The following is a 26,434-nucleotide window of genomic DNA, read 5'->3' as shown; positions in this document are numbered from 1 at the left end:
GCATTCTCAGGCGGTCTTCGCTGCGGACGGGTGTGTCTGCCTCCATGCCAGCAAGCCGATCCCGACAAGACCCGAGGCGAACACAGCCGCCCCCGCACCCATGATCGAAGGCCCGATGCCAAACCAGGCAAACAGGCTCGGCGACATGAGGTAAGCCACAAACAAGCCCGTGAAAATAGCGCACATCAGCAGACGATAGACCTGTGCCAGGCGATGCGGTTCACTGCGCGTCTGCATCAGGTACAGCATGGCGAGGTTTTCAAAAGGACCATTGATTGCCGCGAAGCACGCGACGATCATCAGCCACATCCTGTCATGCATTAGCGGCAGCAGGAATACCCCTGCCCCGAAAATGAGCTTTGCCACGATAATCCAGACAACAGGCCGGCGGGGCTTGATGCTGCTGAGAATGAGATTGGTCGTCAGGTTACCGACACCGTAAGCCGTCATCATCAAGCCGTAATCCGTCAGAGGATCGGCGCTGGTTTCGCGCAGATGCAAGATCATCCCGAGCAGAATTCCCATTGCCCAGGCGATGTTCCCCATCAGGTTGGTGAATAAGCCATAGAGGATCGCCGCATGACCCCGGGCCACCCGCCATCCGCCAAGGACACCATCTATCACGGCAGCCGTTCCCGAAAAATCGCGACGCCTCGGCGCAGCCGGGAATTTCGCGACCGCGAGCCAGACGGCGAGCGCCGACAGCAAGAAGGTAGCTGCAGTGACAGTGAAAAACTGCGACTTCGGCAGGAAGCCGTTCACGAGCGCGATCAAGCTCGGACCGAGAATGCGCGCCATGCGCCGTGTGGCATCGAACAGGCCATTGGTTGCATGCCGAACATCAGGATCGACGGCAATCGTCGGCAGGGTCGCCTGCAGCGACGGGTCGAATGTCGAGGTCAGCAATGCAATGCATCCGGCAAGTACCATCAGCAGCGGCAGGCTCATCAGATGCAGAAGGCCGGCAAGCGACAAAGTCAGCAACAGAGCTGCACGCACGAGATCGGCTGCGATCATCGTGGTGCTGTGACGCCAACGATCCGTGACAATGCCGCCGAAGAGACTGCCGACCAGAAGCGCGCCGGACTGCAACGCGGAAACGTATCCCGCATTCCTGCCGATGAAGTCCGCCGCGATCCAGACGACTGCGACCATGTAGAATTCCGAACCTGTGGCCGCCAGCACCTGACCGGCCCACAGGAGAGAGATCGAACGCTGGCCGAGCGGCCTTAGAACAAACATGATCGCATTCTGACTTCAGATTGATTTACTTGATAACCTGGCCGTTGACCTTCACACCGCCGTCGTCGGAAAGATCGATCTCCCAGCGCGAACGCCCGTCCGCATCCGTCTTGGCGAAGCCCTTGGCCATCATCAGGCCGAAGGAAAGCTGAGCGAGATCGGTCTTCGTCTTGGCGGCCTCCTGGACCGCGGCGATCGTCTTGTCGAGATCGCGGGCGAGCACCGTCATCTTCATGGACACGCGGTCCTTCTCGTTCAGCCAGCCGCGCATGCTGCCGGAGGCCTCGACATCGTAAAGACCCGAGACGGCGCTGATTTTCGGAAAGTTGATGGTCATCGTCCCATCCGGGAACATGGCTTGCTGCAGCTTGACGTCCATGGCCGTATTGTTATCCGGAACCTTGAAATCGGTCTGCTGCAAGACGTCCATCAGAGCGGAGAAGTTCAGGTTCGGCACCTGCAACTGGATATCGGCGGCATCGGGAATGAAGGCGACATAGTCTTCAGGCATCAGACCCGAGGCAAGGGTGAGCTTTTCGGCACTCATCCCGAAATCTGCGTTCATCGCATTGGTCGGCCCCGCCACCTTGAAGAAATAGCCGAGCTTCTGCAGTCCGCCATCACCGAGTGGCGTCGTGACGGCAATGTCCTTGATGGCGACCGACTCGTCGAACGAACCGACGATCGGCATCGCGTCCATCAGCAGGGCCTTCAGCGCCAGGCTGTCGGTGTCTGAGAGGGTCTTCTGGTCCTTGTGTTCCGAGACGAAATGCAGCACGGAATTCACCGCCTTCAACGGCAGCTTGGTCGCGCTGGCATTGAAATCGATTGCCGCGACCTTGATTTCGCCAAGCGCCGTGCTGTCGGACGAGATCTTGTTGTAGAGCGACTGCAGGCCGCCGCTCATCTTGATATCGAGTCTGCCAGGCTCGCCACTGTCCGACGAGGACAGGGTATAGCCGATACTGTCGATCGTGGCGTCGTTCTTCTGGACGCCATTGTCGCTGGTCTTGGTGGCGAAGGTGATGCCGCTGCCCTTCATATCCATCGAGCGCAGATAGTGAAGCGCAGGATCGAACACACCCTTGAAATTCGAGGAGGCCAGCGCATAACGAAATTCGGTGTCGGGACCGGTGCCCGGCTTCGAGCGCGCCGTCACGTCAAAGGCGTTGTTGCCTTCAATGTTCCAGAGGCCGCTATCCAGCGGCGTCGCAAGCAGCGCCAACGGCTTCAAGCCGCTGATATCGAAACCGGTCACGTTCAGCTTGTCGAAAAGCTTCTGCAGGTCATAGGTGACCTCATAATGAGCACTGACCGGCTTCACCGAGATGCCGCCGCTCCCGGCGATATCATCGGGCAGGAAATAGGTCAGATTGCCGAGTAGATCCTTGGCACCCTGCTCGCTGACATCTGCCGCCTGGACAATGCCGGCCACGCCGGCGGCGAGAACAGCCGCCGCGGCAACCGCTTTAAAACGCATAATTCACCCCCAAATATGATGGAAAAACAATATGAAAGTCCGAAAATGCCCAAGAAGCTTGGTTCGCCCCGTGCCTCAGGGCTTCTTCATCACCTGTCCGTTGACCGTAACTGTCCGATCTTCATCCATCGTGACGTCCCAGCGTAGGCGACCGTCCGGATCGGTTTTTGCAAACCCCTTGGCGGCGAGCAGGCTGAAGGAGACATTGTTCAGCCGAGGCTCCGTCTTGGCGGCCTCCTGAATGGCTGTAACAGTCTTGTCGAAATCGCGCGCCAGGATCGTTGCCTGCAACGAATAGTCGGAATGGGCCTTGGTCGAGGCCTTCACCGCGCCGGAAACCTCGACGTCGTAGACACTGGAGGTAGCGCTTATCTTCGGAAATTCGAGCGTACCGTATCCGCTCGGGAACATCGTGCGCTTCAGCGCTTCACCGGAAACCGGCGTCGCCCGCGTGGCGACCGCCCCTAGAGCCGTGTCGATGAGGCCGGCGAAGTTGATGTTGGGCACACCGAGCTGAACGTCCAATGTCTCGGGCAGGAAAGGCGAATAAGCCGCCGGGATGAGGTCCGCATCAGGCGTGAAATGCTCTGCCCGCAGCTCGAAATTGACATTGGACGCCTTTGTCAGGCCATCCATCTTGAAATTATAGTCGACACGCTTGACGCCGACCTTGCCCTTATCCGTCGCCACCAGGACATTGTTCAACGTCACAGTCTTGTTGAACGAACCGAAAACCGGCAGGGCGCGGCGCACCAGCTGCTCGAACTTCTCGCTGCCGCTTTCCGAGAGCTGCTTCGCCTTGACGTGTTGAACGAAGAAGCGAATGAGTGCACGCAGCTCCTTCACTGGCAAGCTGGTCGCGGTAACGTTCGTATTGACGCTCTCGACACTGAAGTTGACGGGTGAACCATGCGGCCGCCCCGTGAACTGTTCGCTGAATCGCTGCAGCGTGCCCTGCAATTGCAGATCGACCTTGCCTGCCTCGGTGCTGTCTGTCACCGTATGCGCGAAAGAGGCGCTATCGATGGTGGCGTCGATCTTGCGCCCGCTCCTTGGCCCGCTGCCGACACTGGAGAATTTCACGCCGCTGCTCTTGATGCCCATCGACCGCATCATCTCGATCGTAGGATCGAAAATGCCGTCGAAAGAGGTGGAGGCAACGGAATAAGCGATGTCGGACACCGGCGAATGCAGGGAAATATCGAGGCTGTTATCGCCCTTCAAATGCCATTTGCCCTGATCGACCGGCTGCGCGAACAAAGAAAGCGGCTTGAAACCCGTGACGGAAAACGCGCTGGAATTGATTTTGTCGAAGAACTTTGCAAGGTCATAGGTAATCTCATACTGATCACCCGCTGGCTTCACCGAGACGAAATCGCTTCGGGCAAGATCGTTTGAAAGAGAATGCGCCAGTATGTTGCGAAGGTCCTTGGCGCCTTGCTCGTTGATGTCGGCCGCCTGTGATGCGCCGGCAAGACCCATGGAAATAACCGCAGCGGCGATAGCCCTGGAGCGCATGCCCGACCTCTCCTTTTGACCCTGATCGATTGAGTTCGACTGTTGAAGGGGCTGAGGGTATATGTCAAGTCGTTGATAGAAATGGCGTCGCAGCCTCGTGCGCAAGAGTTGCAATGTCATCACAGACCTTCGCATTCCGGAGGTGCTTGCGCCTTCGGCCACTTTGTATTATACGCCACGCGTCCGCGTAGACACCCTTGGAGGCAACGCGGATGAGGCAGGGCATGCCCTCCTCCAGTTCAACCGATACGGCGATGACCGACCGGATGAACTCTCCAAATAACCTCGAAAGGAATAGCCATGAGCCACGAAAGCTACGAGCTCAAGGCCGAGGCGCGCGAACGGGTTGGTAAGGGGTCCGCCCGTGAACTTCGCCGCAACGGTTTGATTCCCGCTGTCATCTATGGTGACAAGCAGGCCCCCATTTCTATCGCTCTCAACACCAATGAGGTGACGAAGCGCATCCACGCCGGCGGTTTTCTCACGACGATCGCAACGATCGACGTCGGCGGCAAGAAGATCAAGGTTCTGCCGAAGGACTACCAGCTCGATCCGGTCCGTGACTTCACGGTTCACGTCGATTTCCTGCGCGTTTCCGGCAACACCGAAGTCACCGTTGAAATCCCGGTTCACTTCGTCAACCACGAAAAGTCCCCGGGCCTCAAGGCTGGCGGCGTTCTCAACATCGTTCGTCACGAAGTTGAAGTTCATTGCCCGGCCGACGCGATCCCGGAATTCTTCACCGTTGACCTCAGCGGCCTGAAGAGCGGCGACAGCATCCACATCTCGAATGTGACGCTGCCGAAGAAGGTCACCCCGGTGATCAGCGACCGCGACTTCACGATCGCAACGATCGTTGCCCCGGCAGCCGGTCTTGCGGAAGAGGAAGAAGGCGGCGAGGAAACCACCGCCTGATTTTGGCGTCTTCATTGCCAAGCATCCAGACCCGCCTCCCTTATGGGGATGGCGGGTTTTTCATATGCAATCACTAATATTAGAACAAGTAAAAATAAAGATTTCTTGAATCTATACTTTGATTGATATTCTTTAACCCCGGAATTTCAACAACATTTAACACATTCATGGAACCTTACGCGAAAGAGTTGTAGGGAACGGTATCCCAAGATTCGCCGGCCTATGACTGGGGAGCTATCGGGACTATGAGCCATTCGGTCGAAAACAGGTTTTTCGCGATCGTCTGCGGAGCGCTGCTGATTTTCGTAGCGCCGCTCTTTATTCTATTCCTTTTCCTGTCGTCAGAGCGCGCCGAAAAGGAAATCAAGGATCATATAACCGTACTGCTCGTTGCCAATGCCCAGGCCCTGGCCAAACCTCTGTGGGATCTCGACGAAGACAGCGTCACCCAGATCAGTGCGACGACGGTCGCCGAAGGCGCCATCGTCAGGGTCAATGTCCGCGACCTCTCTGGCCAGCTCGACGTCACGCAATCGACAATCCCTAAATCCTACAAGGGCAATCTGGAGTCGGTTTCCCGTTCGATCGTCTATAACGGCGTCGATGGCGCAAAGAAGCTTGGCACCATCACGGTCTACTATCCTCAGCTTGGGCTCTTCGATGGTTTGAAGAACGAGGAGATCGTCTTCATCTCCATCTTCATCTTCGCCGTGCTTACGGTCTTCGGCGCGGCGCTGATCGGCAACCGCATCTTCGTCATCCAGCCATTGATGCGGCTGACGCACGCCGTCGAGGCGACGCGGCGGCTCGGCTCGCGCCATCATGTCGATTGGCAATCGAATGACGAAATGGGACGGCTCGCCAGCAGTTTCAACGACATGCAGAGCAAGCTTCAGCGCGAGGAAACCGAGCTGAAGCACGCTCATCGCCGCGCCACCGACACTTATAATCTGACGCCCGCCATGCTCTTCTCCCTCGACAAGGACGATTGCATCGCCGCCGTCAGCGATTACTGGCTCGCTGCGACAGGCTATAATCGTGCCGAGGTGTTGGGGCGGGAATTCGCCAGTCTGGTACTGCCAGATTCGCGCTCGCAATATGTCGACCGCAAACGCAGCCATCCCGATAGCGCCGCCCGCCTTGCCGTCACGGTAAAATTCCTTTGCCAGGACGGGCGCAAAATGGACGTCTTGATCCTCGAGACGACGGCAGTCCAGGACGGCCTCTCACTGTCCGTCATGACCGACGTCACCGAACTCAAGCAATCCGAAGACCGGAACTTGCGCCAGGCGATCACCGACCATCTGACCGGCCTCTTGAACCGTCAAGGCTTCGAGACCGCACTCGACGCCAAGATCAATGAGGCGGACCTGCGCCATCGCGAGCTTGCCTGCCTCTTCATCGACCTCGACCGTTTCAAGTGGATCAACGACAATATGGGCCACGCCGCCGGCGATGCGGCACTGCGCGAACTCGTATCGCGCCTGCAGGCCCGACTGACGCCCGGCGATGTCGCAGCTCGCCTCGGCGGCGACGAATTTGCGATCCTGCTGCTGGCGGAAGATGCGGAAGCAAGAGCCATGGACATGGCCGCTCGCATCGCCGAAGTCTTCGACGCGCCATTCTGTGGCGACGCCCGCCTCAGCGCCAGCATCGGCATCGCCATCTATCCGCGCCAGGCCGCCAACGCGGCCGAACTGCTGCTGAAATCCGATATCGCCATGTATGCCAAGAAGCGCGACGGCAAGAACGGCGCGCAGATCTTCGACAACGGCATGCTCGATGACTCCCGCCGCCGCGCTGAATTGGAGAGCTACATCGAAAGCGGTCTCAGCGAAGACTGGTTCGAAGCCTATCTGCAACCGGTCGTCAATATCGATGATCGCTCGATTGTCGGCTTCGAGGCGCTGATGCGATTGCATCATCCGCAGAAGGGCATCCTGCCTCCGGGCCGCATCATCGAGGTTGCGGAAGAAACAGGCTCCATCATACGCATAGGCAATCGCATCATGGAAAAAGCGATCGCCCATTTCGCACGGCTGTCGCGGCTCGACGGCATGCAGGACAGCTACATCGCGATCAATTTCTCACCCTTGCAGTTCGAGCCGGATCTGCCCGTGCGCATCGCAGCCTTGCTTTCGCGCTACGATATTTCCCCGCGACGCATCGTCATCGAAATCACAGAGGCCGTGCTCATGGACGACAATCCGGAAACACGCATGGTCATCAACGAGATCTGCAACTACGGCTGCCGCATCGCGCTCGACGATTTCGGCACGGGTTATTCCTCGCTGAGCTATATCAATCGGTTCCCCGTCGACATCATCAAGATCGATCAATCCTTCATCCGCGCCATCAACGATACCGCTTCGGACGTCAGCGCCAGGAGCCGCATGCTTGTGGAAAGCATTACGACGCTCTCGCACAAGATGAGCTGCACGGTCATTGCCGAGGGTGTGGAAACCGAAGAGGAATGCGCGACCCTGCGCACCATGGGCATCGATTATGGGCAAGGCTATCTCTTCCATCGACCGCAACATCCGGACAATCTGATGAAAACGCTGTCCGGCCCGCAATTCGACCAGCTCTCCCCCGTAGCGCAGGCGTCATAGCGATGAGGAACCGTATGCGAAAACTGCTGCTAACGGTCGCCATCAGCCTGTCTTCGCTATCCGTCCTTTCTCCTGCTCGTGCTGAAACCATCCATTTCACGACCGAAGAATATCCGCCCTTCAATTATCGCGACGGCAAGACCCCCATTGGAGCAACCGTCGAACAGGTACAGAAGGTCATGACCGACATCGGCGTCGATTACACGATCGATATCATGCCCTGGGCCCGGGCCTACAACCAGGCGCTGACGGAGCCTCTGACCTGCGTATTCGCCACGGCGCACAACGACGAGCGCGACAAGCTCTTCAAATGGGTGCAGCCGTTGCTGATCGATCGCAACATCCTGATCAAGCACAGCGGCTCGACGGTTACAGCCGCCACGATCGACGAAGCCAAGACGTACCTCGTCGGCACCTGGCGCCAGGACTATACGGAGAGTGTACTGCGCCGGAACAATTTTCCGCGTATCGATGTGGGCAGCGACTTCAGGGCGACGCTGAAGAAACTGATGAGCGACCGCGTCGACCTGATGCCGATCTCGGAATTCTATTTCGATAAGCTGAAGAAGGACGGCAATGCCGTGGAGAAGGTGACGATCCTCTCCCAGCAACCCATGGGTATCGCCTGCCAGAAGGATTTCCCCGACGATCTCCAGAGCAGAATGCAAACTGCGCTCGATGCGCTGATCGCCGACGGCACGCAGACGCGGATTTTCCTGAAGTACGGCCTGCGCCTCGGCGACTGACCGCATCCCGCCTTGACTTTGCCGTCAATTCCCTGTCGTGAAGGGCATCTGCATTTTCCAAGGGGTGAAGCGCATGCTTCTCATCGCGGGCCTCGGCAATCCCGGCGCCAAATATCAGGGCAACCGCCACAACATCGGCTTCATGGCCGTGGACGCGATCCATCGCCGCCACAGCTTTTCGCCGTGGTCGAAGAAATTCAAGGCGGAGATTGCCGAAGGCGAGCTTGGTGGCCAGAAAGTGCTGCTCATCAAGCCGCAGACCTTCATGAACTTGTCAGGCGAATCCGTCGGCGAGGCCATGCGCTTTTATAAGCTCGAGCCGTCCGACCTGGTGGTGATCTACGACGAACTCGACCTGCCGGCCGGCAAGGCACGCCTGAAGACCGGTGGCGGCCATGGCGGCCACAACGGCATCAAGTCGATCGATGCCCATTCCGGCCGCGAATATCGGCGCCTCCGTCTCGGCATCGGTCATCCCGGCGCCAAGGAACTCGTGCAAAATCACGTTCTCGGCGATTTCGCCAAGGTGGACCGGGACTGGCTGGAACCTTTGTTCGATACGCTTGCCGACAATGCCGACATGCTGGTGCGCGGCGAGGATTCGCAGCTGATGAACAAGATCGCGCTCGCCCTGGGCGGCAAGGCCGAGGAAGAGGCGCCAAAGCCGGAAAAGAAAGTCACGGCCAAATCGCATATCCATCAAGCACGCAACCACAACCAGCCGAGGATACCGGAAACCGGCCCGATGGCGGAGATGCTGAAAAGGATGTTCGGCAAGAAGGGCGATTGAAATGCCGGAAGCAGCAGCCGAAAACGCCGACAGTATCGTCATCCGGCCGGCAGCAGCCAGGGATCTCCGAACCCTGCTGGCACTCTATCGGCACCTCAACTCCGATCCAGAGCTGGAACTTCATCTGGCGGAGAGCCGCTTCGCCGAAATCCTGACCCATCCCGGCATGACGATCTTCGCGGCCTTCGCCGGCGACGAAGCAATTTCCTCAGTGACACTGGTGATAATTCCAAACCTGACACGCGGCGCCTCCTCCTATGCCTTGATCGAGAATGTCGTAACCCATGCCGATTATCGCCAACACGGCCTTGCCGGAGCGCTCATTGAAAGGGCCATAGGGGCAGCCTGGGAAAAGAACTGCTACAAGATCATGCTGCTGACCGGCTCAAAAGACCCGGCGACACTGCGTTTCTACGCCAATTGTGGTTTCGCGCAGGACAAGACCGGCTTCCAGATCCGCCGCCCCGTTGCAGTCTGACGCTCCGAGGGAGCCTTATTCTTCCGGCTCGGTGGTGAACATCAGCGGGAAATCGGCACTTTTTGCCAGATCGATCGCCTCCTGGGCTTTCGTCTCGGCGATATCCCGCGCGCAAACCATCACCACGCAGCTGCCGAGCTTATGCGCCGTCATCATGACGCGATAGCCGGCCTCCTCGCTCATGCGGAAGACGGCCTTCAGCACCATGATGACGAACTCGCGCGGCGTGTAGTCGTCATTGACGAGAATGATCTTGTAAAGCTTCGGCCTCTCGACCTTCAGCTTGGTTTTGGTCTTTGGTTTAAGGACAACATCATTGTCACTCATCGGCATCACCGTTGACGACAGAGAAAAAGGCTTTGAGCTAATAGCGCCATTATAGTGCAGCGCACCACGCCATTCAAGGCGGACGGTGTCTCGGAGACAATGTGGCGCCGCAGCTTTTGAAGGCTTCAACCCGTCTTGCGGCAGAAAATCGGCTCGCTTTCCCCACAAGACTTGACCCGCAACGGCCCTTCCCCCATACGCACTGCAAAGATTTTCTAGATATGGACAAGGTGCCATGGGTTTCAAATGCGGTATCGTCGGGCTGCCGAATGTCGGCAAGTCCACTCTGTTCAACGCGCTGACCAAGACGGCGGCGGCGCAGGCGGCGAATTATCCCTTCTGCACGATCGAGCCGAACACCGGTGAAGTCGCGGTTCCCGATCCGCGCATGCGCAAGCTTGCCGACATCGCCAAGTCGAAGGAGCTGATCCCGACGCGCATCTCCTTCGTCGATATCGCCGGTCTCGTGCGCGGCGCCTCGAAGGGCGAAGGCCTCGGCAACCAGTTCCTCGCCAACATCCGCGAAGTCGATGCCATCGTGCATGTGTTGCGCTGCTTCGAGGATAGCGACATCACCCATGTCGAAGGCCGCATCAATCCGGTCGCCGACGCCGAGACGATCGAGACCGAGCTGATGCTCTCCGATCTCGAGAGCCTGGAGCGCCGCACAGAACAGATGCGAAAGCGCGCCACCAGCAAGGACAAGGATTCCATGGCGATGCTGCCGATCATGGAAGCCTCGCTCAGCCTGCTGAACGAAGGCAAGCCGGTCCGCACGCTGCTATCGAAGCTCGACGCGGAGGAGCTCCGCATCCTCAAGAGCCTGAACCTTCTGACCTCGCATCCGGTGCTCTATGTTTGCAACGTCGCCGAGGCGGATGCCGTGACCGGCAACGAGCACACCGCTGCAGTCGAAGCCATGGCGAAGGAACAGAATTCCGAGGTGGTGATCATCTCCGCCGCTATCGAAGCGGAAGTAGCCCAGCTGCCTGAAGAGGAAGCGACGGAATTCCTCTCCGCTCTCGGCCTCGATGAAGCCGGCCTCGACCGGCTGATCCGCGCCGGCTACAAGCTGTTGCACCTCATTACCTATTTCACAGTCGGCCCGAAGGAAACGCGCGCCTGGACGATCGAGCGCGGCACAAAGGCCCCGCAGGCCGCCGGCGTCATCCATTCAGACTTCGAACGCGGCTTCATCCGCGCCAGCACCATCGCCTATGACGACTACGTCGCCTACAACGGCGAAGTCGGCGCCAAGGAAGCAGGCAAGATGCGCTCCGAAGGCAAGGAATATGTCGTCCAGGACGGCGATGTCCTCAACTTCCTCTTTAACGCCTAAAGAATGAAGGGATTGCCGGCGCTTACCTGAGCGCCGGCAATCTTTCTTGTATAGATGCCGGCAGCAGCCGGACCGTGGCGCGGCGCAGATGCGGCCAGCCGACGCCGATCACCAGTACGATGAGCCCGACGATCATCAGCACGATGAAGCTCACCTTGTCGAGCCCGGCATTGTTCTGCCGCAAAATAGTGCCGATCGCCACGCCGAGCGAAAGCAAACCAGCTGTGACGAAAGCACGCCTGTCGATGATCAGGCCGATCAGCATCATGATCGCCACGATGACGACGATGGTCGCCGCCTGCGTGTAACCGCCAGTGTCAATGTTGGGGAAAATGTCGCCGTCCTTGCCGAACTCAAGCATGAATGCCAGCAGGTTCGCCGTGTAGAGCAGCGCAGGCGCGGTCGCGAGATGCAGCCAGAAGGCAACGTCCGAGCGGCGTGTTACGCGCTGGGGATCGCGGAGATCGAAATACATCGCAACCGCGAATGTCCCGAGTGCCGCCGCAAACATGATGCAAATCGACAGCAGCGGGTAGGCAAGCACCACGTTCGGCGCGCCCGTCACCAGCCCCATGATGTAGAAGACTGCCGCCAGCAACAGCGCAAACAGCGAAAAAAGCAGCATTGCCAGCGACAACGGCACGCGGTAGCGCCAATAAAACAAGGCAAAGAGCGGCGGCAACGGAAGCGTCATCACCATCCAGTCCACCATGATAGATCGGCCATCGTCGGCCGGACCGAGATAGACCACCGAGACGGTGATTATCCATTGCGCCAGCGCGATGGTCAGCGCAACTGCCGGAAGCGCCAGCCGCTGGCGGCGCACCAGGATTTCGGCAAGGATGATAATCGCCGGCAGCGGCCCGAGGAAGCTCGTAAGCCCCCATAGCCCGGCAAGCAGCACGATGATGCCGATGGTAATCAGGACATCATGAAAGCCTCGAATGAAGCGCGGCGCTTCACTGTCCTCCAGCGGGTTCGTCAGATCATTGTCGCGCGGCTGCGAAAGACCGTTCCGAACGGTGGGGGCGCCGATATTGCGCTCGGCCAGATAGGGCAAAAGCCGCATGGCCTGGTCCGGGGAAATTATCCCCTCGCCGGCGGCGCCTTCCAGCGCGGTCTTGAGATCGCTCATGTCTGTCCTTACTGCGTGACGATGTTATGCAGCCTCATCACATCGCCGACACACAATCAAGGGCTGCGGGGCACCGGCATGCGTTCACAGCACTCTGTTATCCGCTGCTATTACGAAAATACTTGCGCGCTTCCTGCCCGGCATGCGATTGCGCACGGACGGAATGAGGAGGCTCGTGACGAATATGGCGAAACTGGCATATGAGGATTTTCAGCCGGGGCAGGAATTTCCGCTCGGCCCAAAACATGTGACGGCGGTGGAAATTATCGAATTCGCCAGGGAATTCGACCCGCAACCGATGCACCTGGATGAGGAAGCGGGCCGCACCAGCATCCTTGGCGGCCTTGCAGCCTCAGGCTGGCATACCGCGGCGATGTTCATGCGCATGATGTGCGACTCCTATCTTCTCGAAGCCGATGCGCAAGGTGCCCCGGGCATCGACTTCATGGATTGGAAGAAGCCGGTTCTGGCTGATGATACCCTGTCCGGCCGGTCCATCGTGCTGGAAGCACGTCCCATGCGCTCGCGCCCCGGCATCGGCATCGTCAAATTCCGCCACGAGGTCGAGAACCAGCGCCGCGAGCTCGTCTGCCTCGGCGAAAACTCGACGATGATCCGTATGCGCGCAGGCGCGGAGGTGTCGGCATGAAGATGAGCGAGCTCTATACCATCGGTGAACGGGTCGAGATCGGCACCCATACCTTCACGCCCGAAAGCATTGTCCGCTTCGCATCGCGCTTCGATCCGCAGATCTTCCACATGGATGCCGAAGCGGCCAAAGGGACGCTGTTCGGCGGCCTTTGCGCCTCCGGCTGGCACAGTTGCTCGATGTGGATGCGCACCTTCGTCGATTTCTGGAAGGGCGAGACCATCAGGCTGATTGCGGAGGGGAACACTCCCCCCAAACTCGGGCCCTCGCCCGGCTTCAAGACGCTGCAATGGCTGCGCCCGGTCTTTGCCGGCGACACCATCACCTATGGCGTCACCCTGCTCGCCAGCCGCCCTTTGGCCTCGCGCCCCGGCTGGACGCTCTACACGCTCGCCTGTGACGGCTCGAACCAGCATGGCATGCCGGCCTTGCGCTTCGAAAGCACTGTGCTGGCATTTGAATAAGGAATAGCGGGGCTGCCGGCAATTCTGCCCGGCGTGCCCAACAAGCCCGGCTCAGTGACCGGCGAATTCCACCAGCGTATGAACGGGCACATCAAGCGCTTCGAGCTTCTTGCGGCCGCCGAGATCCGGCAGGTCGATGACGAAGCAGGCAGCGACGACTTCGGCGCCGATCTGGCGCAGCAACTGCGTGGCGCCGACAGCCGTGCCGCCGGTCGCGATCAGGTCGTCGACAAGGATCACTCTCTCGCCGGGATTGACGGCGTCCCGGTGCATCTCCATCTCGTCGACGCCATATTCCAGGCTGTAGGCGATGCGGACGATATCGTGCGGCAGCTTGCCCTTCTTGCGGATCGGCACGAAGCCGGCCGACAACTGATGCGCTACCGCTCCCCCAAGGATAAAGCCGCGCGCTTCCATTCCAGCGATCTTGTCGATCTTCGTGCCGGCATAGGGCTGCACGAGCGCATCGACCGCGCGGCGAAACGCCTTGGCATCGCCGAGCATCGTCGTGATGTCGCGAAAGATGATGCCGGGCTTGGGATAATCCGGAATGGAGCGGATGCTGGCAGCGAGCTCCGAAGCGATAGTGTTCATGAAATATGTACTCTCAGGCTGAGATAGGGCCGGCCGCACCCTAGCAATACCCAGGCGTTATACCAATAAAAAAGGCGGCCCCGACAGGCCGCCTTTTCGTTGATTCACCGCAATACTCAGTGAGCGCCGGCCTTGGCATAGACGGACCGTTTGGTGAGATAGATCAACACGGAGAAGATCAGCAGGAACACGATGACCATGAAGCCGAGGTGCTTGCGATCCTCCAGATGCGGTTCGGATGTCCACATCAGGAAGGCAGCGACGTCGCGCGCATACTGGTCCACCGTCTGCGGCGAGCCGTCGTCATAGGTCACCTGCCCGTCCGAAAGCGGCTTCGGCATCGCAAAGGTCGCGGCCGCATCGAAATACGGATTGTAGTGCGAGTTCTGCGGTACCTTGAAACCGGCCGGCGCATCTTCATAGCCGGTCAGCAGCGAGTAGATGTAGTCCGGGCCGCCTTCCTGATACTGCGTGAAGATATCGAAAATGAACTGCGGGAAGCCGCGTTCGATTTCGCGCGCCTTGGCAAGCAGCGACATGTCAGGCGGAACGGCCCCGTTGTTGGAGGCAGCAGCAGCCTCGTCGTTCGGGAACGGCGAGTTGAAATGATCTGATGGAACCGCCTTGCGGGTAAACATCTCACCCTGAGGGTTCGGCCCGTCCTGCACTTCGTAGTTGGCAGCGAAGGTTTTCACCTGCGCCTCAGAATAACCGAGGTCTCCCAGCGTGCGGTAGGCCACCAGCTTCATCGAGTGGCAGGCGGAACAGACTTCCGTGTAGACCTTGAGGCCACGTTGCAGCTGCGCCTTGTCGTAATAGCCGAACGGGCCGGAGAAGGACCAATGCTGTTCGCGCGGCTCCTTCAGCGGATAATGCGGCGTCTCGCTTTCTGCGGCAGGCTTCGTTTCCGCGGCAAAGGCAGCAACGCTCGCCGGACCGCCCATGAGCGTGAGCGACAGAAGGCCGACAATAAGTTTTTTCATCGTTTTCTTCCTCTATCGCCGGTCAAGCTTGAACCGGGGTGGCAACTTTACCGCCCTGTTTTTCAAGAACCGCTTCCGTAATCGAATTGGGAACGCGCCTCGGTGTCTCGACTATGCCGAGCACCGGCATGGCGACGAGGAAGAAGAGGAAGTAGAACAATGTCGCGAACTGCGCAGCCGTGGTGTAGATCCCTTCCGCCGGCTGCGAGCCCAGCCAACCGAGCAGGATGGCATCGGCGACGAACAGCCAGAAGAACAGCTTGTACCACGGACGATAGACGGCCGAACGAACCTTCGACGTATCGAGCCACGGCAGGAAGAACAGCACGATGATCGCGCCGAACATCGTCAAGACGCCGCCGAGCTTGGAATCGATCGGCCCGATGTTGAAGGTGATCGACCGCAGCATTGCGTAGAACGGCAGGAAGTACCATTCCGGAACGATGTGAGCCGGCGTCTTCAGCGGATTGGCCGGGATATAGTTATCGGCGTGACCGAGGAAATTCGGCAGGTAGAAGACGAAATAGGCGAACACCAGCAGGAAGATCGAAACGCCAAGCGCGTCCTTGAGCGTGGCGTAGGGTGTGAAGGCCACGGTATCGGTCTTCAGCTTGACCTCGACGCCGGTCGGGTTCGTCTGGCCGGTCACATGCAGAGCCCAGATGTGCAGGATGACAACGCCGGCGATCATGAACGGCAGCAGATAGTGCAGCGAGAAGAAGCGGTTGAGCGTCGGATCGTCAACGGCGAAGCCGCCGAGCAGGAAGGTCTGGATCCAGTCGCCGACCCAAGGGAAGGCCGAGAAAAAGCCGGTGATAACAGTGGCACCCCAGAAGGACATCTGGCCCCAGGGCAGCACATAGCCCATGAAGGCGGTCGCCATCATCAGCAGATAGATGATCACGCCGAGGATCCAGAGGATTTCGCGCGGCGCCTTGTAGGAGCCGTAATAGAGGCCGCGCGCGATGTGGAGATAAACAGCGACAAAGAAGAAGGACGCGCCGTTGGCATGCATGTAGCGCAGCAGCCAGCCGTGGTTGACGTCGCGGACGATCTTTTCGACCGAATTGAAGGCGACGGTCGTATCCGCCGCATAATGCATGGCAAGGACGACACCCGTCAGGATCTGCAGAACGAGCATGACGGCCAGCATCGCGCCGAACGTATAGGCATAGTTCAGGTTGCGCGGAACCGGATAGGCAATGAAACTGTCATAGACCATACGCGGCAGCGGCAACCGCGCATCGACCCATTTTTCGAGCCCTGTGGATGGCTCGTAAGACGAATGAGTACTCATGATTCAGCTCCCCCTCAACCGACCTTGATCTTTTTTTCTGCGGTGAACGCATATAGCGGAATGGCGAGGTTCTGCGGCGCCGGCCCATGGCGGATGCGACCGGCGGTATCATAGACCGAACCGTGGCAGGGACAGAACCAGCCGCCATATTCCCCAGCCTGACCGAGCGGGATGCAACCGAGATGCGTGCAGACGCCGATCATGACAAGCCAGTTTTCCTTCCCATTACCGGCCGAACGCGCGGCATCGGTCGCTTGCGCATCCGACGGCAGATTGGCATTGCGGGCGACGGGATCCTTCAGATCGGAAATCTGCGTGCCCTTGGCATCGTCGATTTCCTTTTGCGTGCGGTTGCGGATGAAGACAGGCTTGCCGCGCCATTTCACCGTCAGAGACATGCCAGGCTCCAGGCTCGACACGTCGACTTCGATGGAAGCAAGAGCGAGTGTGGACGCATCCGGCCGCATCTGATCGATAAACGGCCAGGCGACGGCAACCGCGCCCACTGCGCCCGCCATTCCTGTCGTCAAATAAAGGAAATCGCGGCGAGTTGGCTCGCCGATGGTTTCACTTGTCGTACTATGCTCGCTCAAGGCTGGACATCCTCTTCCGCAAAACCGCGGCAGAGCCGCGGTACCCCCTCACTAACGGCGAATCAACGCGACCATAATTCCGCCATAGATTCCTCCGTAACCCGCTGCGTTCTAAGCTTGATCGCAAATTATGTCCAGTCTTGGCAAGGGAAGAGGGCACAATGTCGCGGCAAAACTGCGCTATTCGTTCGCAAGGCCGGAGCTTAAAATCGCAAGCTGCAGTCACGCGGCCCTAAGCACATGAAAAAACGAGCGATTCAGATAATATATTTTTATGATGCAAGGCAAAATAAACAGTGATTTCAATGCTGCATTGCGGCATAAGCGGTAGCGGTACAGCGTCCGGTATATAGTGAGCTTGCCTTTCTACCTCTTAAAACTGAATGGATTTAGCGCGCGATTTATGAACGATTGAGGCCGTTGCTGCGCCTCGTCAAAGCGCCGAAAACGAAGCACGAGAACCTCTCATGAGACATACGGTTTATTGCGTTCTATGTGTCCTCGCCACTCTGGCGCTCGGCATACTCGCGGCGCGCTACGTGGCCGATTCGTGGATACTGGCCTTTTTTGATAGCCTGCAGACCCACATCAGCCTGGTCGCGATCGTGCTCGCCCTGATCGCGCTTGTTTTCAAACGGCACTGGTATGCGACATTCCTGGTGTTGGTCGGCGCCGCGCTGCTGGTGCATTCCGTTATCATGCTCCAGGAATATGCCGTCCCCTCCTTCATTGCGCCGGCGGAAGCATCGGTCGGAAGCTTCAGGCTCCTCTCCTTCAACATAGAGGACAGCAACTTCGAGAACGGCGGACGTATCGCCGATCTCATCATCGGCTCGAAGGCCGATATCGTCGAAATCTTCGAGGCAGGCCCGATCTTTTCGCAGATGGATCGCATCACACAGGTCTATCCCTACCGCATCGGCTGTGGCGTGATGACGTCCGATTGCGACTCGCTGATGCTGTCGAAGCGGCCGTTCCAGACGCAGCTCATGCGCAGCCTCGGCAGCCTTTGGGACAATCGTTTCATTCTCGCCACCATCGACATGGAGGGACAGCCCGTCAATTTCGCATCGGTCCATCTGAGCAAGCCCTATTTCGACGCCTTCCATCAGATCGAACTCGATCTTCTCGGCTCGATCCTTGGCGATGTGAAAGGGCCGTTGATCCTGGCCGGCGATTTCAACGCGTCGGTCATCGTGCCCGATATGCGGGACTTCCTGGCGGCAACCGGCCTGCGCCACGCCTTCCCGGAACCGGCCACATGGCCGATCGAGGCCGGCGCCTACGGCATCACGATCGACCATGTGTTCGCGCGCGCTCCGCTGCGGCTGGTATCGGTAAAGCAGATACCCGACGCCATGGGCTCGAACCATTTCGGCGTGATGACGGAGTTCGGCATTTCCAAATAGTGGCTTGATATCGCAGGTTCTTGGCGGAGATGCGCGCGGAGGAGAGGCTATTCGGCGTCGGTCGCGATGAAGCCACCGGATTGACGTGCCCAGAGCTCGGAATAGAGGCCGCGGCGGGCGATCAGCTCGTCATGGGTCCCCTCCTCGATGATCTTGCCCTTGTCGACCACGATCAGCCGGTCGAGCTTGGCAATGGTCGATAGCCGATGGGCGATCGCCAACACGGTCTTGCCCTTCATCAGCGTGTCGAGATTGGATTGCAACGCGGCCTCGGCCTCAGAATCCAGCGCCGACGTCGCTTCATCGAGCACCAGGATCGGCGCGTCCTTCAGCATGACGCGCGCGATCGCGATACGCTGGCGCTGGCCGCCCGAAAGCTTGACGCCGCGCTCGCCGACATGGGCCGCATAGGCGGCGCGCCCCTTTTGATCTTCGAGATCGATGATGAACCTGTCCGCCTCCGCCTGGCGTGCCGCCTCCACCATCCGCTCGTCGCCGGCATCCGGACGACCGAAAAGAATGTTGTCGCGAATGGAGCGGTTCAGAAGGGCGGTATCCTGAGTCACCATACCGATCGCACCGCGCAGCGACTCCTGTCGCACGCGGGCTATGTCCTGGCCGTCGATCAGGATGCGGCCGCCTTCAAGGTCATAGAAGCGCAGCAGCAGATTGACGAGCGTCGTCTTGCCCGCCCCCGAGCGGCCGACAATGCCGACCTTCTCGCCCGCGCGCACGCAGAGGGAGAAATTGTCGATGATGCCGCCGCCGCGCCCGTAGTGGAAGGTCACGTTCTCGAAGCGGATTTCGGGGCCGCTGATCGTCAGGTCCTTGGCGCCTGCCTGGTCGACCAGGCCGATCGGCTCGGAGATCATCTCGGCCGAATTCTGGATCGTACCGAGATTGCGCATGATGGCGTTGAACTGCGCCATCATGCGGCCGAAGAGCATGTTCAGCCGCAGCACCATGCTGAGCGTGAAAGCAACGCCGCCGGTCGAGATCGCGCCGGACAACCAGAGATGCACGGCAAGCGCGCCGATGGTGGTGATCATCACGCCCGACAGCAGGGCGAGCGAGGAACGTACACCCGTCAACAGCCGCGTGAAAGGCATGACGGCGGCCTGGAAACGATCGAAGCCGTTGCGGATATAATCGTCGTTCTGCTCCTCACGTCCGAAGAGCTTTAGCGTCTGGATATTGGCATAGGCGTCGACCATGCGGCCGTTCAGCATCGAGGATGCCTCCGCCGCGTTGCGGGCGTGCCGCCGGATGCGCGGCACGAAGTGGCGGGCCAGCAGCGAGAAGATGCCGATCCACACCGTAATCACCAGCGCCAGCCGCCAGTCGAGCCTGCCGACCAGCGCAATGGTGGAAGCGGCATAGATGATGATGAACCAGACCACTTGCAGCAGCGACACGACAAGATCGCCTGTCGCCTGGCCCGCCGACCAGACCTTGGTGACGACACGCCCGGAAAAATCGTTCTGGAAGAATTCGACCGATTGCCTGGCCACGTGCCGATAGGCCTGCCAGCGCACGAGATTGAGAAAGCCGGGCACGACGACCTGCTCCTCCACAAGCGCACCAAGGCTGACGACCACGAAGCGGACCACCAGAACGACGAAGACCATGCCGAGGAGCACTCCCCCATGGCCGGCGAGCAGTCCGCTCCATCCTTCGCCCGGGTTCACCCTGTCGAGAATGTCGACCAGATGGCCGACGAACCAGAACAGCGCCGCCTCGAGCATCGCCACGGCACCGCCGAGCGCCGCCATCGCCAGGAACGGGCCTTTCGCCTGGCTGACATAGTACCAGATGAACGCCCCGAGCGACCGCGGCGGACGAAGATCGCCGCTGCGGTAGTAGGGATCAATCCACGTCTCGAACAGACGGTACACGGAACGGATGAGCATGCGAGCGATATAGGGAATTTCTGAGAGCTCGCAAAGTAAAGGGGGCCATAGCGAAGGTTACATTTTTGTTAGGATTGGATGCGGCGGGCTCACCACGAATGAGGCGCCAACAGAAAGGGCGGCCGAAGCCGCCCTTTCCTCATGCTTACTCCGCTGCCGCCTCGGCCTCTTCGTGGTCCGCAAGGAAACCACCGGACTGGCGGCTCCAGAGCTCGGCATAGATGCCGCCGTTCTGGACCAGCTCCTGATGTGTGCCCATCTCGATGATCCGACCCTTGTCGAGGACGATGAGACGGTCCATCTCGGTCAGCGTCGACAGGCGATGCGCAATGGCGATCACCGTCTTGCCATGCATCAGCGCGAAGAGGTTTTCCTGGATCGCCGCTTCCACTTCGGAATCGAGCGCCGAGGTCGCCTCGTCAAGCACCAGGATCGGCGCGTCCTTCAGGAAGACGCGGGCGATCGCGATGCGCTGCCGCTGGCCGCCGGAGAGCTTGACGCCGCGCTCGCCGACCTGCGCATCCAGCCCTTTGCGGCCCTGCATGTCGACCAGACCTTCGATGAACTCCCAGGCATTGGCGCGTTTTGCCGCCTGGGTCACCTCTTCGTCGGTCGCATCCGGGCGGCTGTAGGCGATGTTGTCGCGGATCGAGCGGTGCAACAACGACGTATCCTGCGTCACTACGCCGATCATCGAACGAAGGCTGTCCTGCGTCACCCCGGCTATGTCGTGGCCGTCGATGGTGATGCGACCGCTCTCCAGATCGTAGAAGCGGAGCAGCAAGTTCATCAGCGTCGTCTTGCCGGCGCCTGAGCGACCGACGAGCCCGATCTTTTCGCCGGCCCGAATGTCCAGGGTCAGATCCTCGATGACACCCTTCGCTTTGCCATAGTGGAAGCGAATGTGGTCGAAGCGGATTGCGCCCTGCTTGGCTGAGATCGGCGAAGCCGTCGGCTGATCGACGATGTCATGCGGCTTCGTCATCATCTCCATGCCGTCATAGACCGTGCCGATATTCTCGAAGAGCGCCGAAACTTCCCACATCACCCACTGCGACATGCCGTTGACGCGCATGGCAAGGCCGATAGCAATGGCGATCGAGCCGACCGAGATCGAACCGCTGAGCCAGAACCAGATCGACAGCGCCGAAACGATGAACAGCGCCACGCAGTTGTTGATGTAGACGGCGGCATGGAACATCGTCACCTTGCGCATCTGCTGGTGCACGGTGCCCAGGAATTCCTCCATGCCAGCCCTGGCGTACTTCTCCTCCCGACCCGCGTGCGAAAACAGCTTCACCGTCGCGATGTTGGTATAGCTGTCGACGACACGACCCGTCATAGTCGAGCGCGCATCGGCCTGCTGTGCGGCGATCTTGCGCAGCACCGGTACGAAATAGGCGACAATGGCGACATAGACGCCGAGCCAAAGCAGGATCGGGAACATCAGCCGCCAATCCGCCATCGCGATCACGAGGATCATCGACAGGAAGTACGTGACCACATAGACGAAGACGTCGAGGATCTTCATCACCGTTTCGCGCACGGCAAGCGAGGTCTGCATCACCTTGGTGGCGACTCGGCCTGCGAACTCGTTGGCGAAAAAAGTCATGCTGTGGCGCAGCAGGAAGCGATGCATCTGCCAGCGCGCGATCATCGGATAGTTGCCGAGCAGGACCTGGTGCATGATGAAGCTGTCGAGCACCGCCGCAAACGGCAGGCCGATCAGCACCATCGCCCCCATCCAGAAAAGCTTGTGCCATTCCGTTTGCAGGAAGGTCGTCCTATCGGCCTTGGTCAGCCAATCGACGATATCGCCGAGAAACTGGAACAGCGCCACCTCCCCGATCGCGATCAGCATCGTGAGGATGCTCATGGCGATCAACCAGGGTGCTGCCGGCTTGGTATAGTGCCAGCAAAAGGCAAAGAGACCGCGCGGCGGAGCGTCCGGCACCTCGCTCGGAAAGGGGTTTAGTCGCTGTTCGAACCAGCCAAACATTGAAATGCTCCAAAGACTCGACCTTTTGACCATCCGCTGCGCCTAAAGGTGCAGACTGATATGGTGACCGGACGATGAAAGAACGAGGCCATATCGGCCGCGCAACGAAACGAAAAGGGGGACCTGCGAAAGTGCGCCTTGAAGCGCCCTAATCAGAACCGTGGGTTCACGGCACGGAGGCGCATCATTACAAAGGTGATATCCATCTGTGCCTCCTATCTCGCTGGTTGTAGAGCGAGTATCTTTTAGCGCGCATTTCCTGTTTTGAAAAGTGAAATATGCCTGAAAAATGGGCTGAAACCTTCAATTGTGCTGATGGAAGGCATCACAAAAATCGAGGTATTGCGGAAAATCGAAGACAAATCCGCGTGATTTCGCTAGTTGCGGGCCATGACCACGCTTCGCATCGCCCTCTACCAGCCCGACATTCCCGGCAATACCGGCACGATCCTGCGTCTGGCCGCTTGCCTTGGCCTTAGCGTCGACATCATCGAACCGGCGGGCTTCGACATTTCGGACCGCAACCTGAAGCGCGCCGGCATGGATTACCTGGCAGCCGTGACCCTGACCAGGCACGTGAACTGGGACCGCTTCGAGGCGTGGCGTTTGGAAAGCGGGCGGCGGCTGGTGCTCGCCTCCACCAAAGCGGCCGAACGATATACCGACTTCGCCTTCCGCAGCGACGATATTCTCCTCTTCGGCCGTGAGAGCGCCGGCGTGCCCGAGCATGTGCACGACAAGGCCGATGGCCGCATTTTGATCCCGATGGTCGAAGGCCAGCGCTCCATCAATGTCGCCATGTCGGCGGCCATGATAGCAGGCGAAGCGCTGCGGCAGACACAATGGACGCCGATCCCGCGCTAGGTCTGAATGCCGTGCCCGAATAGGCGTTGGCACGTCGGATAAAGTGTGAGAAGCTTTGCCCTGGAATGCTCTAACTCAGGCAACCTTGGCGAGGTGACCCATGTTCCAGACGGCATTCACACTCTCCCTCATCCAGTTCGCGCGCATCTTGAGCTTCCCCGAGCGGCTCCAGCGCTCACCCCTTCGCAATCTCGCTCTCGAGGGCCTTCGCCAGCGGAATGTCGCGCTCGACGCCCTGTTTTACGACATCAAGGTGATCACGCCGGAAGAAGCCTTCTACATCAGCGACTCGCTCGCCGCCCAGGGTGCGATCATGATCGTCCCGCCAAGCGATGGTGCGCCGATTATCCTTTGCGAGACGGTGGACGAATTCGTCCTGCGCGGCGGCGATAAGGTGTGGGCACTCGCCGTCGCCGGCATCGGCGGCTCCGCGTTGGGTGCGGCCGCCTTCGCCCGAAACGTGGCCGACGCAATCGGGGGGCCGGTCGCCGTTGTCGTCTCCGGCTACGGCATCGCCGATGTCATCACCGAGGCTTTCGGCGGACTTTTTTTCTTCGGACATCTGAGGAGCCTGCGACCGATGCTGGAAACGTTGGACGACCTTGCCGGACGTCCCAAAGTCGGAGCATATGGCGACGGAGCGGCCGCCCGCACCAGCCTCGATACCAGAACCGTACAGGCGCTTCTTGCTGATCCCCGCCTCTCCTTCCGCCTGCTGGTCGGCCACTCCAAGGGCAATCTCGTGCTTTCCGCCGCCCTGCATGATCTTTGCAAAGAGGATGAGATACGGGTCGCCGACCTGGCCGAAACTATGAAGATCGTGACGATAGGCGCACGCATCGCCATGCCGCCGACCTTCACCGACGTCGTCGATGTCATGGGCGAATGGGACTGGTTCGGCGAAATCAATTCGCGGCCGTTCATCGACGCCGATCGACACATTCCCCATTCCTGGCATCATACGAATACGGATTTGGGCGGCCATTTGCCTGTGACATCAACGCTCCAGGAAATCCTGGCGATCTCGCCGATGGCAGCGGATGCGCGGGCCGAGGAAAGCAGCGCGGAAGCATCGCCGTTGGCGAACGAGACAATCGTTGCCTTGTCCTCTGCTCGTCCCGGACCGCGACCCGCAACAATCGAAAAGGTCAAAAAGGCCTTCTCGGTAAGCACATTGCCAAGCACGCCGCACAGTGAACCCGGCTCTTCCGAAGATTTGCAACCGCCCAAGCCACATTGAAGCGGACGCTGCGCAAATACTGACCCCATATGTCGCAAGTGATGATGGACTAAGGTCTCCGCAAGCGTATAATGCTTAGCCGGCGATTAAAATTGCCTCTTCTCATCCGATACGCCTGCATGCTGAAATACATGCCTTTTCAGTATGTTATTATGCTTTCGGATTTATCTAGCAAATGGCGGCATGAGGAAGAATAAGAAGAAAATTGGAATCTACCATTGTCATGATCAATCTGTTCGGGGCCGTTGCTCTCCTGCTCTTCGGCCTTGCACAGGTGAAGGATGGCGTGTCACGCGCCTTCGGCGCCAAGCTCAGAACAGGCCTTGCCAAGGGCACGCGCAGCGGCGGACGTTCATTCCTATCCGGCTTCCTGGCGACAATTGCTCTGCAGAGCTCCACAGCGACGGCGCTGATGATTGCCTCCTTCGTCGAGCGCGATCTCGTCCTGCCGAGCATGGCGCAGATCGTCCTGCTTGGCGCCAATGTCGGCACGGCGGTCACGGCATGGATCGTCGCGACCGGCATCGAATGGCTGTCCCCTCTTATCCTTCTCATAGGCATCGTACTCTATCGCCGCTCGTCGACCTCCAAGCAGGGCGCTGGAGCGGCGCTCATCGGTATCGGGCTGATGTTGCTTTCGTTGCAATTGCTGAGCCTTGCTACCGCGCCGATGCGGCAATCGCCGGCGCTTGGCGCCTTCATCGGCCTGCTTGACGGCGCGCTGCCAGTGGCGCTCATCTTCTCGGCTGTCCTGGCCTTTGTGTCCTCGTCCAGCCTTGCCGTCGTCGTGCTGATCCTGTCGCTTGCGTCAGCAGGCATATTGTCCCCAGCATTGACGGTGGTGCTCGTGCTCGGTGCCAATCTCGGCGGCGCGATCCCGCCGGTCATGGCGACATTGTCAGGCCCGGCGACCGCGCGGCGCGTCACCCTCGGCAACCTGATCGTGCGCGCGATCGGCTGCCTCATCGCGCTGCCGCTCGCAGGCTATATCGGCGACTGGATGCAAAACCTCCATTTCTCGCCGGCCAAACTGCCCGTGGATGTGCATCTGCTTTTCAATATCGCCCTTGCAGTCTGCGCCTGGCCCTTCTCGCGCCTGCTGTCAAAGGTGATGCTCCGGCTTGTGCCGGATGATCCGCGGGCCGACGACGGGCCGAATTTTCTCGATCAGCAGGCCCTCACCACGCCTGTCGTCGCACTCGCAAGCGCCACGCGCGAGGTGCTCGGCGTCGGGGATCTCGTCGAACGCATGCTGATCCGCACGGAAAATGCCTTCAACGACAACGACCTGTCGCCGTTGAAGGAAGTCCCGATTCTGGAGAAGCGCGTCGATCGGATCCAGCAGGAGGTGAAGATCTACCTGTCGAAGCTCGGCCGCGACGGGCTGGATGCCGAGAACGGCAGGCGCTCCATCGTCATCATCGACTATGCCATCAATCTCGAGCATATAGGCGACATCATCGAGAAGGGCCTTGCCGAGCAGGTGGCGAAGAAGATCGGCAAGGGGCTGACCTTCTCCGAGGACGGGTACCGCGAGCTGCGAAGCCTCTTCAGCCTGACAATCGACAACCTGCGCATCGCCCAGACCATCCTCGTGACCCGCGACTCCAATCTCGCCAGGCAACTGATGGAGGTGAAGGTCGACGTCCGCCGGCTGGAGAAACAGTCCTCCGAGCGCCACCTCGAAAGACTGCGCGACGGCCGCGTCGACAGCCTGCAGACCAGCTCGCTGCATCTCGACATGCTGCGCGATCTGAAGCGCATCAATGCTCACATCGTTTCGGTGGCACATCCGATCCTGGACGAGAGCGGGTTGCTGATCGAAAGCCGGTTGCGGAGTACACAATAAG

23 protein-coding genes are annotated in these 26,434 nt (G+C 59.4%); 12 read left to right on the top strand and 11 right to left on the bottom strand.

The window, feature by feature from the left end; all coding sequences use genetic code 11:
• Window positions 1-6: 6 nt before the first annotated feature.
• The 3 genes from FHT28_RS03505 to FHT28_RS03495 all read right to left on the bottom strand — a co-directional run bounded on the left by FHT28_RS03505 (window position 7) and on the right by FHT28_RS03495 (window position 4,240).
• Window positions 7-1,242 (bottom strand): MFS transporter, encoded by a 1,236-nt coding sequence (locus FHT28_RS03505; RefSeq protein ID WP_168595574.1) that lies wholly within the window; start codon window positions 1,240-1,242, stop codon window positions 7-9.
• 25 nt (window positions 1,243-1,267) lie between these two features.
• Entirely contained in the window at window positions 1,268-2,722 is a 1,455-nt protein-coding gene (locus FHT28_RS03500) for a YdgA family protein (protein ID WP_168595573.1), read from the bottom strand.
• A 75-nt stretch (window positions 2,723-2,797) separates the two neighbouring features.
• Complete coding sequence (locus FHT28_RS03495) at window positions 2,798-4,240, bottom strand: hypothetical protein (RefSeq protein ID WP_168595572.1); 1,443 nt, start codon at window positions 4,238-4,240, stop codon at window positions 2,798-2,800.
• A gap of 300 nt (window positions 4,241-4,540) precedes the next feature.
• On the opposite strand from FHT28_RS03495, the gene FHT28_RS03490 reads away from it, so the two are divergent.
• The 5 genes from FHT28_RS03490 (at window position 4,541) to FHT28_RS03470 (ending at window position 9,781) form a co-directional block, all read left to right on the top strand.
• Entirely contained in the window at window positions 4,541-5,155 is a 615-nt protein-coding gene (locus tag FHT28_RS03490; protein WP_037194699.1) for a 50S ribosomal protein L25/general stress protein Ctc, read from the top strand.
• A gap of 245 nt (window positions 5,156-5,400) precedes the next feature.
• Window positions 5,401-7,767 carry an EAL domain-containing protein gene (locus FHT28_RS03485; protein WP_168595571.1) on the top strand — a complete coding sequence of 789 codons (2,367 nt, stop codon included), beginning with the start codon at window positions 5,401-5,403 and terminating at the stop codon, window positions 7,765-7,767.
• A 14-nt stretch (window positions 7,768-7,781) separates the two neighbouring features.
• Window positions 7,782-8,513 carry a transporter substrate-binding domain-containing protein gene (locus FHT28_RS03480; RefSeq protein ID WP_168595570.1) on the top strand — a complete coding sequence of 244 codons (732 nt, stop codon included), beginning with the start codon at window positions 7,782-7,784 and terminating at the stop codon, window positions 8,511-8,513.
• Window positions 8,514-8,586: 73 nt separating this feature from the next.
• The gene (gene pth / locus FHT28_RS03475) at window positions 8,587-9,303 is read left to right on the top strand and encodes an aminoacyl-tRNA hydrolase (RefSeq protein WP_168595569.1); all 717 of its coding nucleotides are present in this window, start codon (window positions 8,587-8,589) and stop codon (window positions 9,301-9,303) included.
• Window position 9,304: 1 nt separating this feature from the next.
• Window positions 9,305-9,781 (top strand): GNAT family N-acetyltransferase, encoded by a 477-nt coding sequence (locus tag FHT28_RS03470; protein WP_168595568.1) that lies wholly within the window; start codon window positions 9,305-9,307, stop codon window positions 9,779-9,781.
• Window positions 9,782-9,796: 15 nt separating this feature from the next.
• Here FHT28_RS03470 and clpS read toward each other — a convergent pair whose 3' ends face one another.
• A complete protein-coding gene (gene clpS, locus FHT28_RS03465; protein WP_037194710.1) occupies window positions 9,797-10,108 on the bottom strand; it encodes an ATP-dependent Clp protease adapter ClpS in 312 nt (103 codons plus the stop codon).
• Window positions 10,109-10,343: 235 nt separating this feature from the next.
• On the opposite strand from clpS, the gene ychF reads away from it, so the two are divergent.
• Complete coding sequence (gene ychF / locus FHT28_RS03460; RefSeq protein WP_037194712.1) at window positions 10,344-11,447, top strand: redox-regulated ATPase YchF; 1,104 nt, start codon at window positions 10,344-10,346, stop codon at window positions 11,445-11,447.
• A 22-nt stretch (window positions 11,448-11,469) separates the two neighbouring features.
• Here the strand turns inward: ychF and FHT28_RS03455 are convergent, their stop codons facing one another.
• On the bottom strand, window positions 11,470-12,582 hold the full coding sequence (locus FHT28_RS03455; protein ID WP_168595567.1) for a hypothetical protein: 1,113 nt from the start codon (window positions 12,580-12,582) through the stop codon (window positions 11,470-11,472).
• Between the two features lie 184 nt (window positions 12,583-12,766).
• On the opposite strand from FHT28_RS03455, the gene FHT28_RS03450 reads away from it, so the two are divergent.
• Both FHT28_RS03450 and FHT28_RS03445 read left to right on the top strand, forming a co-directional pair.
• On the top strand, window positions 12,767-13,231 hold the full coding sequence (locus FHT28_RS03450; RefSeq protein ID WP_092576336.1) for a MaoC family dehydratase: 465 nt from the start codon (window positions 12,767-12,769) through the stop codon (window positions 13,229-13,231).
• Window positions 13,228-13,695 carry a MaoC family dehydratase gene (locus FHT28_RS03445; RefSeq protein ID WP_092576296.1) on the top strand — a complete coding sequence of 156 codons (468 nt, stop codon included), beginning with the start codon at window positions 13,228-13,230 and terminating at the stop codon, window positions 13,693-13,695. Before FHT28_RS03450 ends, FHT28_RS03445 begins: the two co-directional genes overlap by 4 nt.
• Window positions 13,696-13,746: 51 nt before the next feature.
• Here FHT28_RS03445 and FHT28_RS03440 read toward each other — a convergent pair whose 3' ends face one another.
• The 4 genes from FHT28_RS03440 to petA form a co-directional block, all read right to left on the bottom strand.
• Window positions 13,747-14,289 carry an adenine phosphoribosyltransferase gene (locus FHT28_RS03440; protein ID WP_037194719.1) on the bottom strand — a complete coding sequence of 181 codons (543 nt, stop codon included), beginning with the start codon at window positions 14,287-14,289 and terminating at the stop codon, window positions 13,747-13,749.
• A 116-nt stretch (window positions 14,290-14,405) separates the two neighbouring features.
• Window positions 14,406-15,233, bottom strand: a complete 828-nt coding sequence (locus tag FHT28_RS03435; RefSeq protein ID WP_234903805.1) for a cytochrome c1 — start codon at window positions 15,231-15,233, stop codon at window positions 14,406-14,408.
• Between the two features lie 61 nt (window positions 15,234-15,294).
• Window positions 15,295-16,569, bottom strand: a complete 1,275-nt coding sequence (locus FHT28_RS03430) for a cytochrome b N-terminal domain-containing protein (RefSeq protein WP_034504061.1) — start codon at window positions 16,567-16,569, stop codon at window positions 15,295-15,297.
• Window positions 16,570-16,583: 14 nt separating this feature from the next.
• Entirely contained in the window at window positions 16,584-17,162 is a 579-nt protein-coding gene (gene petA / locus FHT28_RS03425; protein ID WP_037194725.1) for a ubiquinol-cytochrome c reductase iron-sulfur subunit, read from the bottom strand.
• A 467-nt stretch (window positions 17,163-17,629) separates the two neighbouring features.
• Here petA and FHT28_RS03420 point away from each other — a divergent pair, with 467 nt between their 5' ends.
• Window positions 17,630-18,571 (top strand): endonuclease/exonuclease/phosphatase family protein, encoded by a 942-nt coding sequence (locus tag FHT28_RS03420; RefSeq protein WP_047562684.1) that lies wholly within the window; start codon window positions 17,630-17,632, stop codon window positions 18,569-18,571.
• Window positions 18,572-18,618: 47 nt separating this feature from the next.
• On the opposite strand, the gene FHT28_RS03415 is transcribed toward FHT28_RS03420, so the two are convergent.
• Both FHT28_RS03415 and FHT28_RS03410 read right to left on the bottom strand, forming a co-directional pair.
• Window positions 18,619-20,481, bottom strand: a complete 1,863-nt coding sequence (locus FHT28_RS03415; protein WP_047562682.1) for an ABC transporter ATP-binding protein — start codon at window positions 20,479-20,481, stop codon at window positions 18,619-18,621.
• A 145-nt stretch (window positions 20,482-20,626) separates the two neighbouring features.
• The gene (locus FHT28_RS03410) at window positions 20,627-22,480 is read right to left on the bottom strand and encodes an ABC transporter ATP-binding protein (RefSeq protein ID WP_047562680.1); all 1,854 of its coding nucleotides are present in this window, start codon (window positions 22,478-22,480) and stop codon (window positions 20,627-20,629) included.
• Window positions 22,481-22,870: 390 nt separating this feature from the next.
• Between FHT28_RS03410 and FHT28_RS03405 the strand changes: the two genes are divergently transcribed.
• The 3 genes from FHT28_RS03405 to FHT28_RS03395 all read left to right on the top strand — a co-directional run bounded on the left by FHT28_RS03405 (window position 22,871) and on the right by FHT28_RS03395 (window position 26,433).
• Window positions 22,871-23,344 carry a tRNA (cytidine(34)-2'-O)-methyltransferase gene (locus FHT28_RS03405; protein ID WP_037195385.1) on the top strand — a complete coding sequence of 158 codons (474 nt, stop codon included), beginning with the start codon at window positions 22,871-22,873 and terminating at the stop codon, window positions 23,342-23,344.
• A gap of 100 nt (window positions 23,345-23,444) precedes the next feature.
• Complete coding sequence (locus tag FHT28_RS03400) at window positions 23,445-24,584, top strand: hypothetical protein (RefSeq protein WP_168595566.1); 1,140 nt, start codon at window positions 23,445-23,447, stop codon at window positions 24,582-24,584.
• A gap of 205 nt (window positions 24,585-24,789) precedes the next feature.
• Window positions 24,790-26,433 carry a Na/Pi cotransporter family protein gene (locus tag FHT28_RS03395; RefSeq protein WP_037194734.1) on the top strand — a complete coding sequence of 548 codons (1,644 nt, stop codon included), beginning with the start codon at window positions 24,790-24,792 and terminating at the stop codon, window positions 26,431-26,433.
• Window position 26,434: the final 1 nt, after the last annotated feature.

It is taken from the genome of Rhizobium sp. SG570 (genome assembly GCF_012275345.1).
Classification (GTDB): domain Bacteria; phylum Pseudomonadota; class Alphaproteobacteria; order Rhizobiales; family Rhizobiaceae; genus Rhizobium; species Rhizobium lusitanum.
This window is presented reverse-complemented; position numbering and strand designations above follow the sequence as displayed.

What these genes read in the sequence shown, in the direction of transcription:
- FHT28_RS03505 (WP_168595574.1), bottom strand. Translation starts at nt 1,242, where the DNA reads ATGTTTGTTCTAAGGCCGCTCGGCCAGCGTTCGATCTCTCTCCTGTGG.
- FHT28_RS03500 (WP_168595573.1), bottom strand. Translation starts at nt 2,722, where the DNA reads ATGCGTTTTAAAGCGGTTGCCGCGGCGGCTGTTCTCGCCGCCGGCGTG.
- FHT28_RS03495 (WP_168595572.1), bottom strand. Translation starts at nt 4,240, where the DNA reads ATGCGCTCCAGGGCTATCGCCGCTGCGGTTATTTCCATGGGTCTTGCC.
- FHT28_RS03490 (WP_037194699.1), top strand. Translation starts at nt 4,541, where the DNA reads ATGAGCCACGAAAGCTACGAGCTCAAGGCCGAGGCGCGCGAACGGGTT.
- FHT28_RS03485 (WP_168595571.1), top strand. Translation starts at nt 5,401, where the DNA reads ATGAGCCATTCGGTCGAAAACAGGTTTTTCGCGATCGTCTGCGGAGCG.
- FHT28_RS03480 (WP_168595570.1), top strand. Translation starts at nt 7,782, where the DNA reads ATGCGAAAACTGCTGCTAACGGTCGCCATCAGCCTGTCTTCGCTATCC.
- pth (WP_168595569.1), top strand. Translation starts at nt 8,587, where the DNA reads ATGCTTCTCATCGCGGGCCTCGGCAATCCCGGCGCCAAATATCAGGGC.
- FHT28_RS03470 (WP_168595568.1), top strand. Translation starts at nt 9,305, where the DNA reads ATGCCGGAAGCAGCAGCCGAAAACGCCGACAGTATCGTCATCCGGCCG.
- clpS (WP_037194710.1), bottom strand. Translation starts at nt 10,108, where the DNA reads ATGAGTGACAATGATGTTGTCCTTAAACCAAAGACCAAAACCAAGCTG.
- ychF (WP_037194712.1), top strand. Translation starts at nt 10,344, where the DNA reads ATGGGTTTCAAATGCGGTATCGTCGGGCTGCCGAATGTCGGCAAGTCC.
- FHT28_RS03455 (WP_168595567.1), bottom strand. Translation starts at nt 12,582, where the DNA reads ATGAGCGATCTCAAGACCGCGCTGGAAGGCGCCGCCGGCGAGGGGATA.
- FHT28_RS03450 (WP_092576336.1), top strand. Translation starts at nt 12,767, where the DNA reads ATGGCGAAACTGGCATATGAGGATTTTCAGCCGGGGCAGGAATTTCCG.
- FHT28_RS03445 (WP_092576296.1), top strand. Translation starts at nt 13,228, where the DNA reads ATGAAGATGAGCGAGCTCTATACCATCGGTGAACGGGTCGAGATCGGC.
- FHT28_RS03440 (WP_037194719.1), bottom strand. Translation starts at nt 14,289, where the DNA reads ATGAACACTATCGCTTCGGAGCTCGCTGCCAGCATCCGCTCCATTCCG.
- FHT28_RS03435 (WP_234903805.1), bottom strand. Translation starts at nt 15,233, where the DNA reads ATGGGCGGTCCGGCGAGCGTTGCTGCCTTTGCCGCGGAAACGAAGCCT.
- FHT28_RS03430 (WP_034504061.1), bottom strand. Translation starts at nt 16,569, where the DNA reads ATGAGTACTCATTCGTCTTACGAGCCATCCACAGGGCTCGAAAAATGG.
- FHT28_RS03420 (WP_047562684.1), top strand. Translation starts at nt 17,630, where the DNA reads ATGAGACATACGGTTTATTGCGTTCTATGTGTCCTCGCCACTCTGGCG.
- FHT28_RS03415 (WP_047562682.1), bottom strand. Translation starts at nt 20,481, where the DNA reads ATGCTCATCCGTTCCGTGTACCGTCTGTTCGAGACGTGGATTGATCCC.
- FHT28_RS03410 (WP_047562680.1), bottom strand. Translation starts at nt 22,480, where the DNA reads ATGTTTGGCTGGTTCGAACAGCGACTAAACCCCTTTCCGAGCGAGGTG.
- FHT28_RS03405 (WP_037195385.1), top strand. Translation starts at nt 22,871, where the DNA reads ATGACCACGCTTCGCATCGCCCTCTACCAGCCCGACATTCCCGGCAAT.
- FHT28_RS03400 (WP_168595566.1), top strand. Translation starts at nt 23,445, where the DNA reads ATGTTCCAGACGGCATTCACACTCTCCCTCATCCAGTTCGCGCGCATC.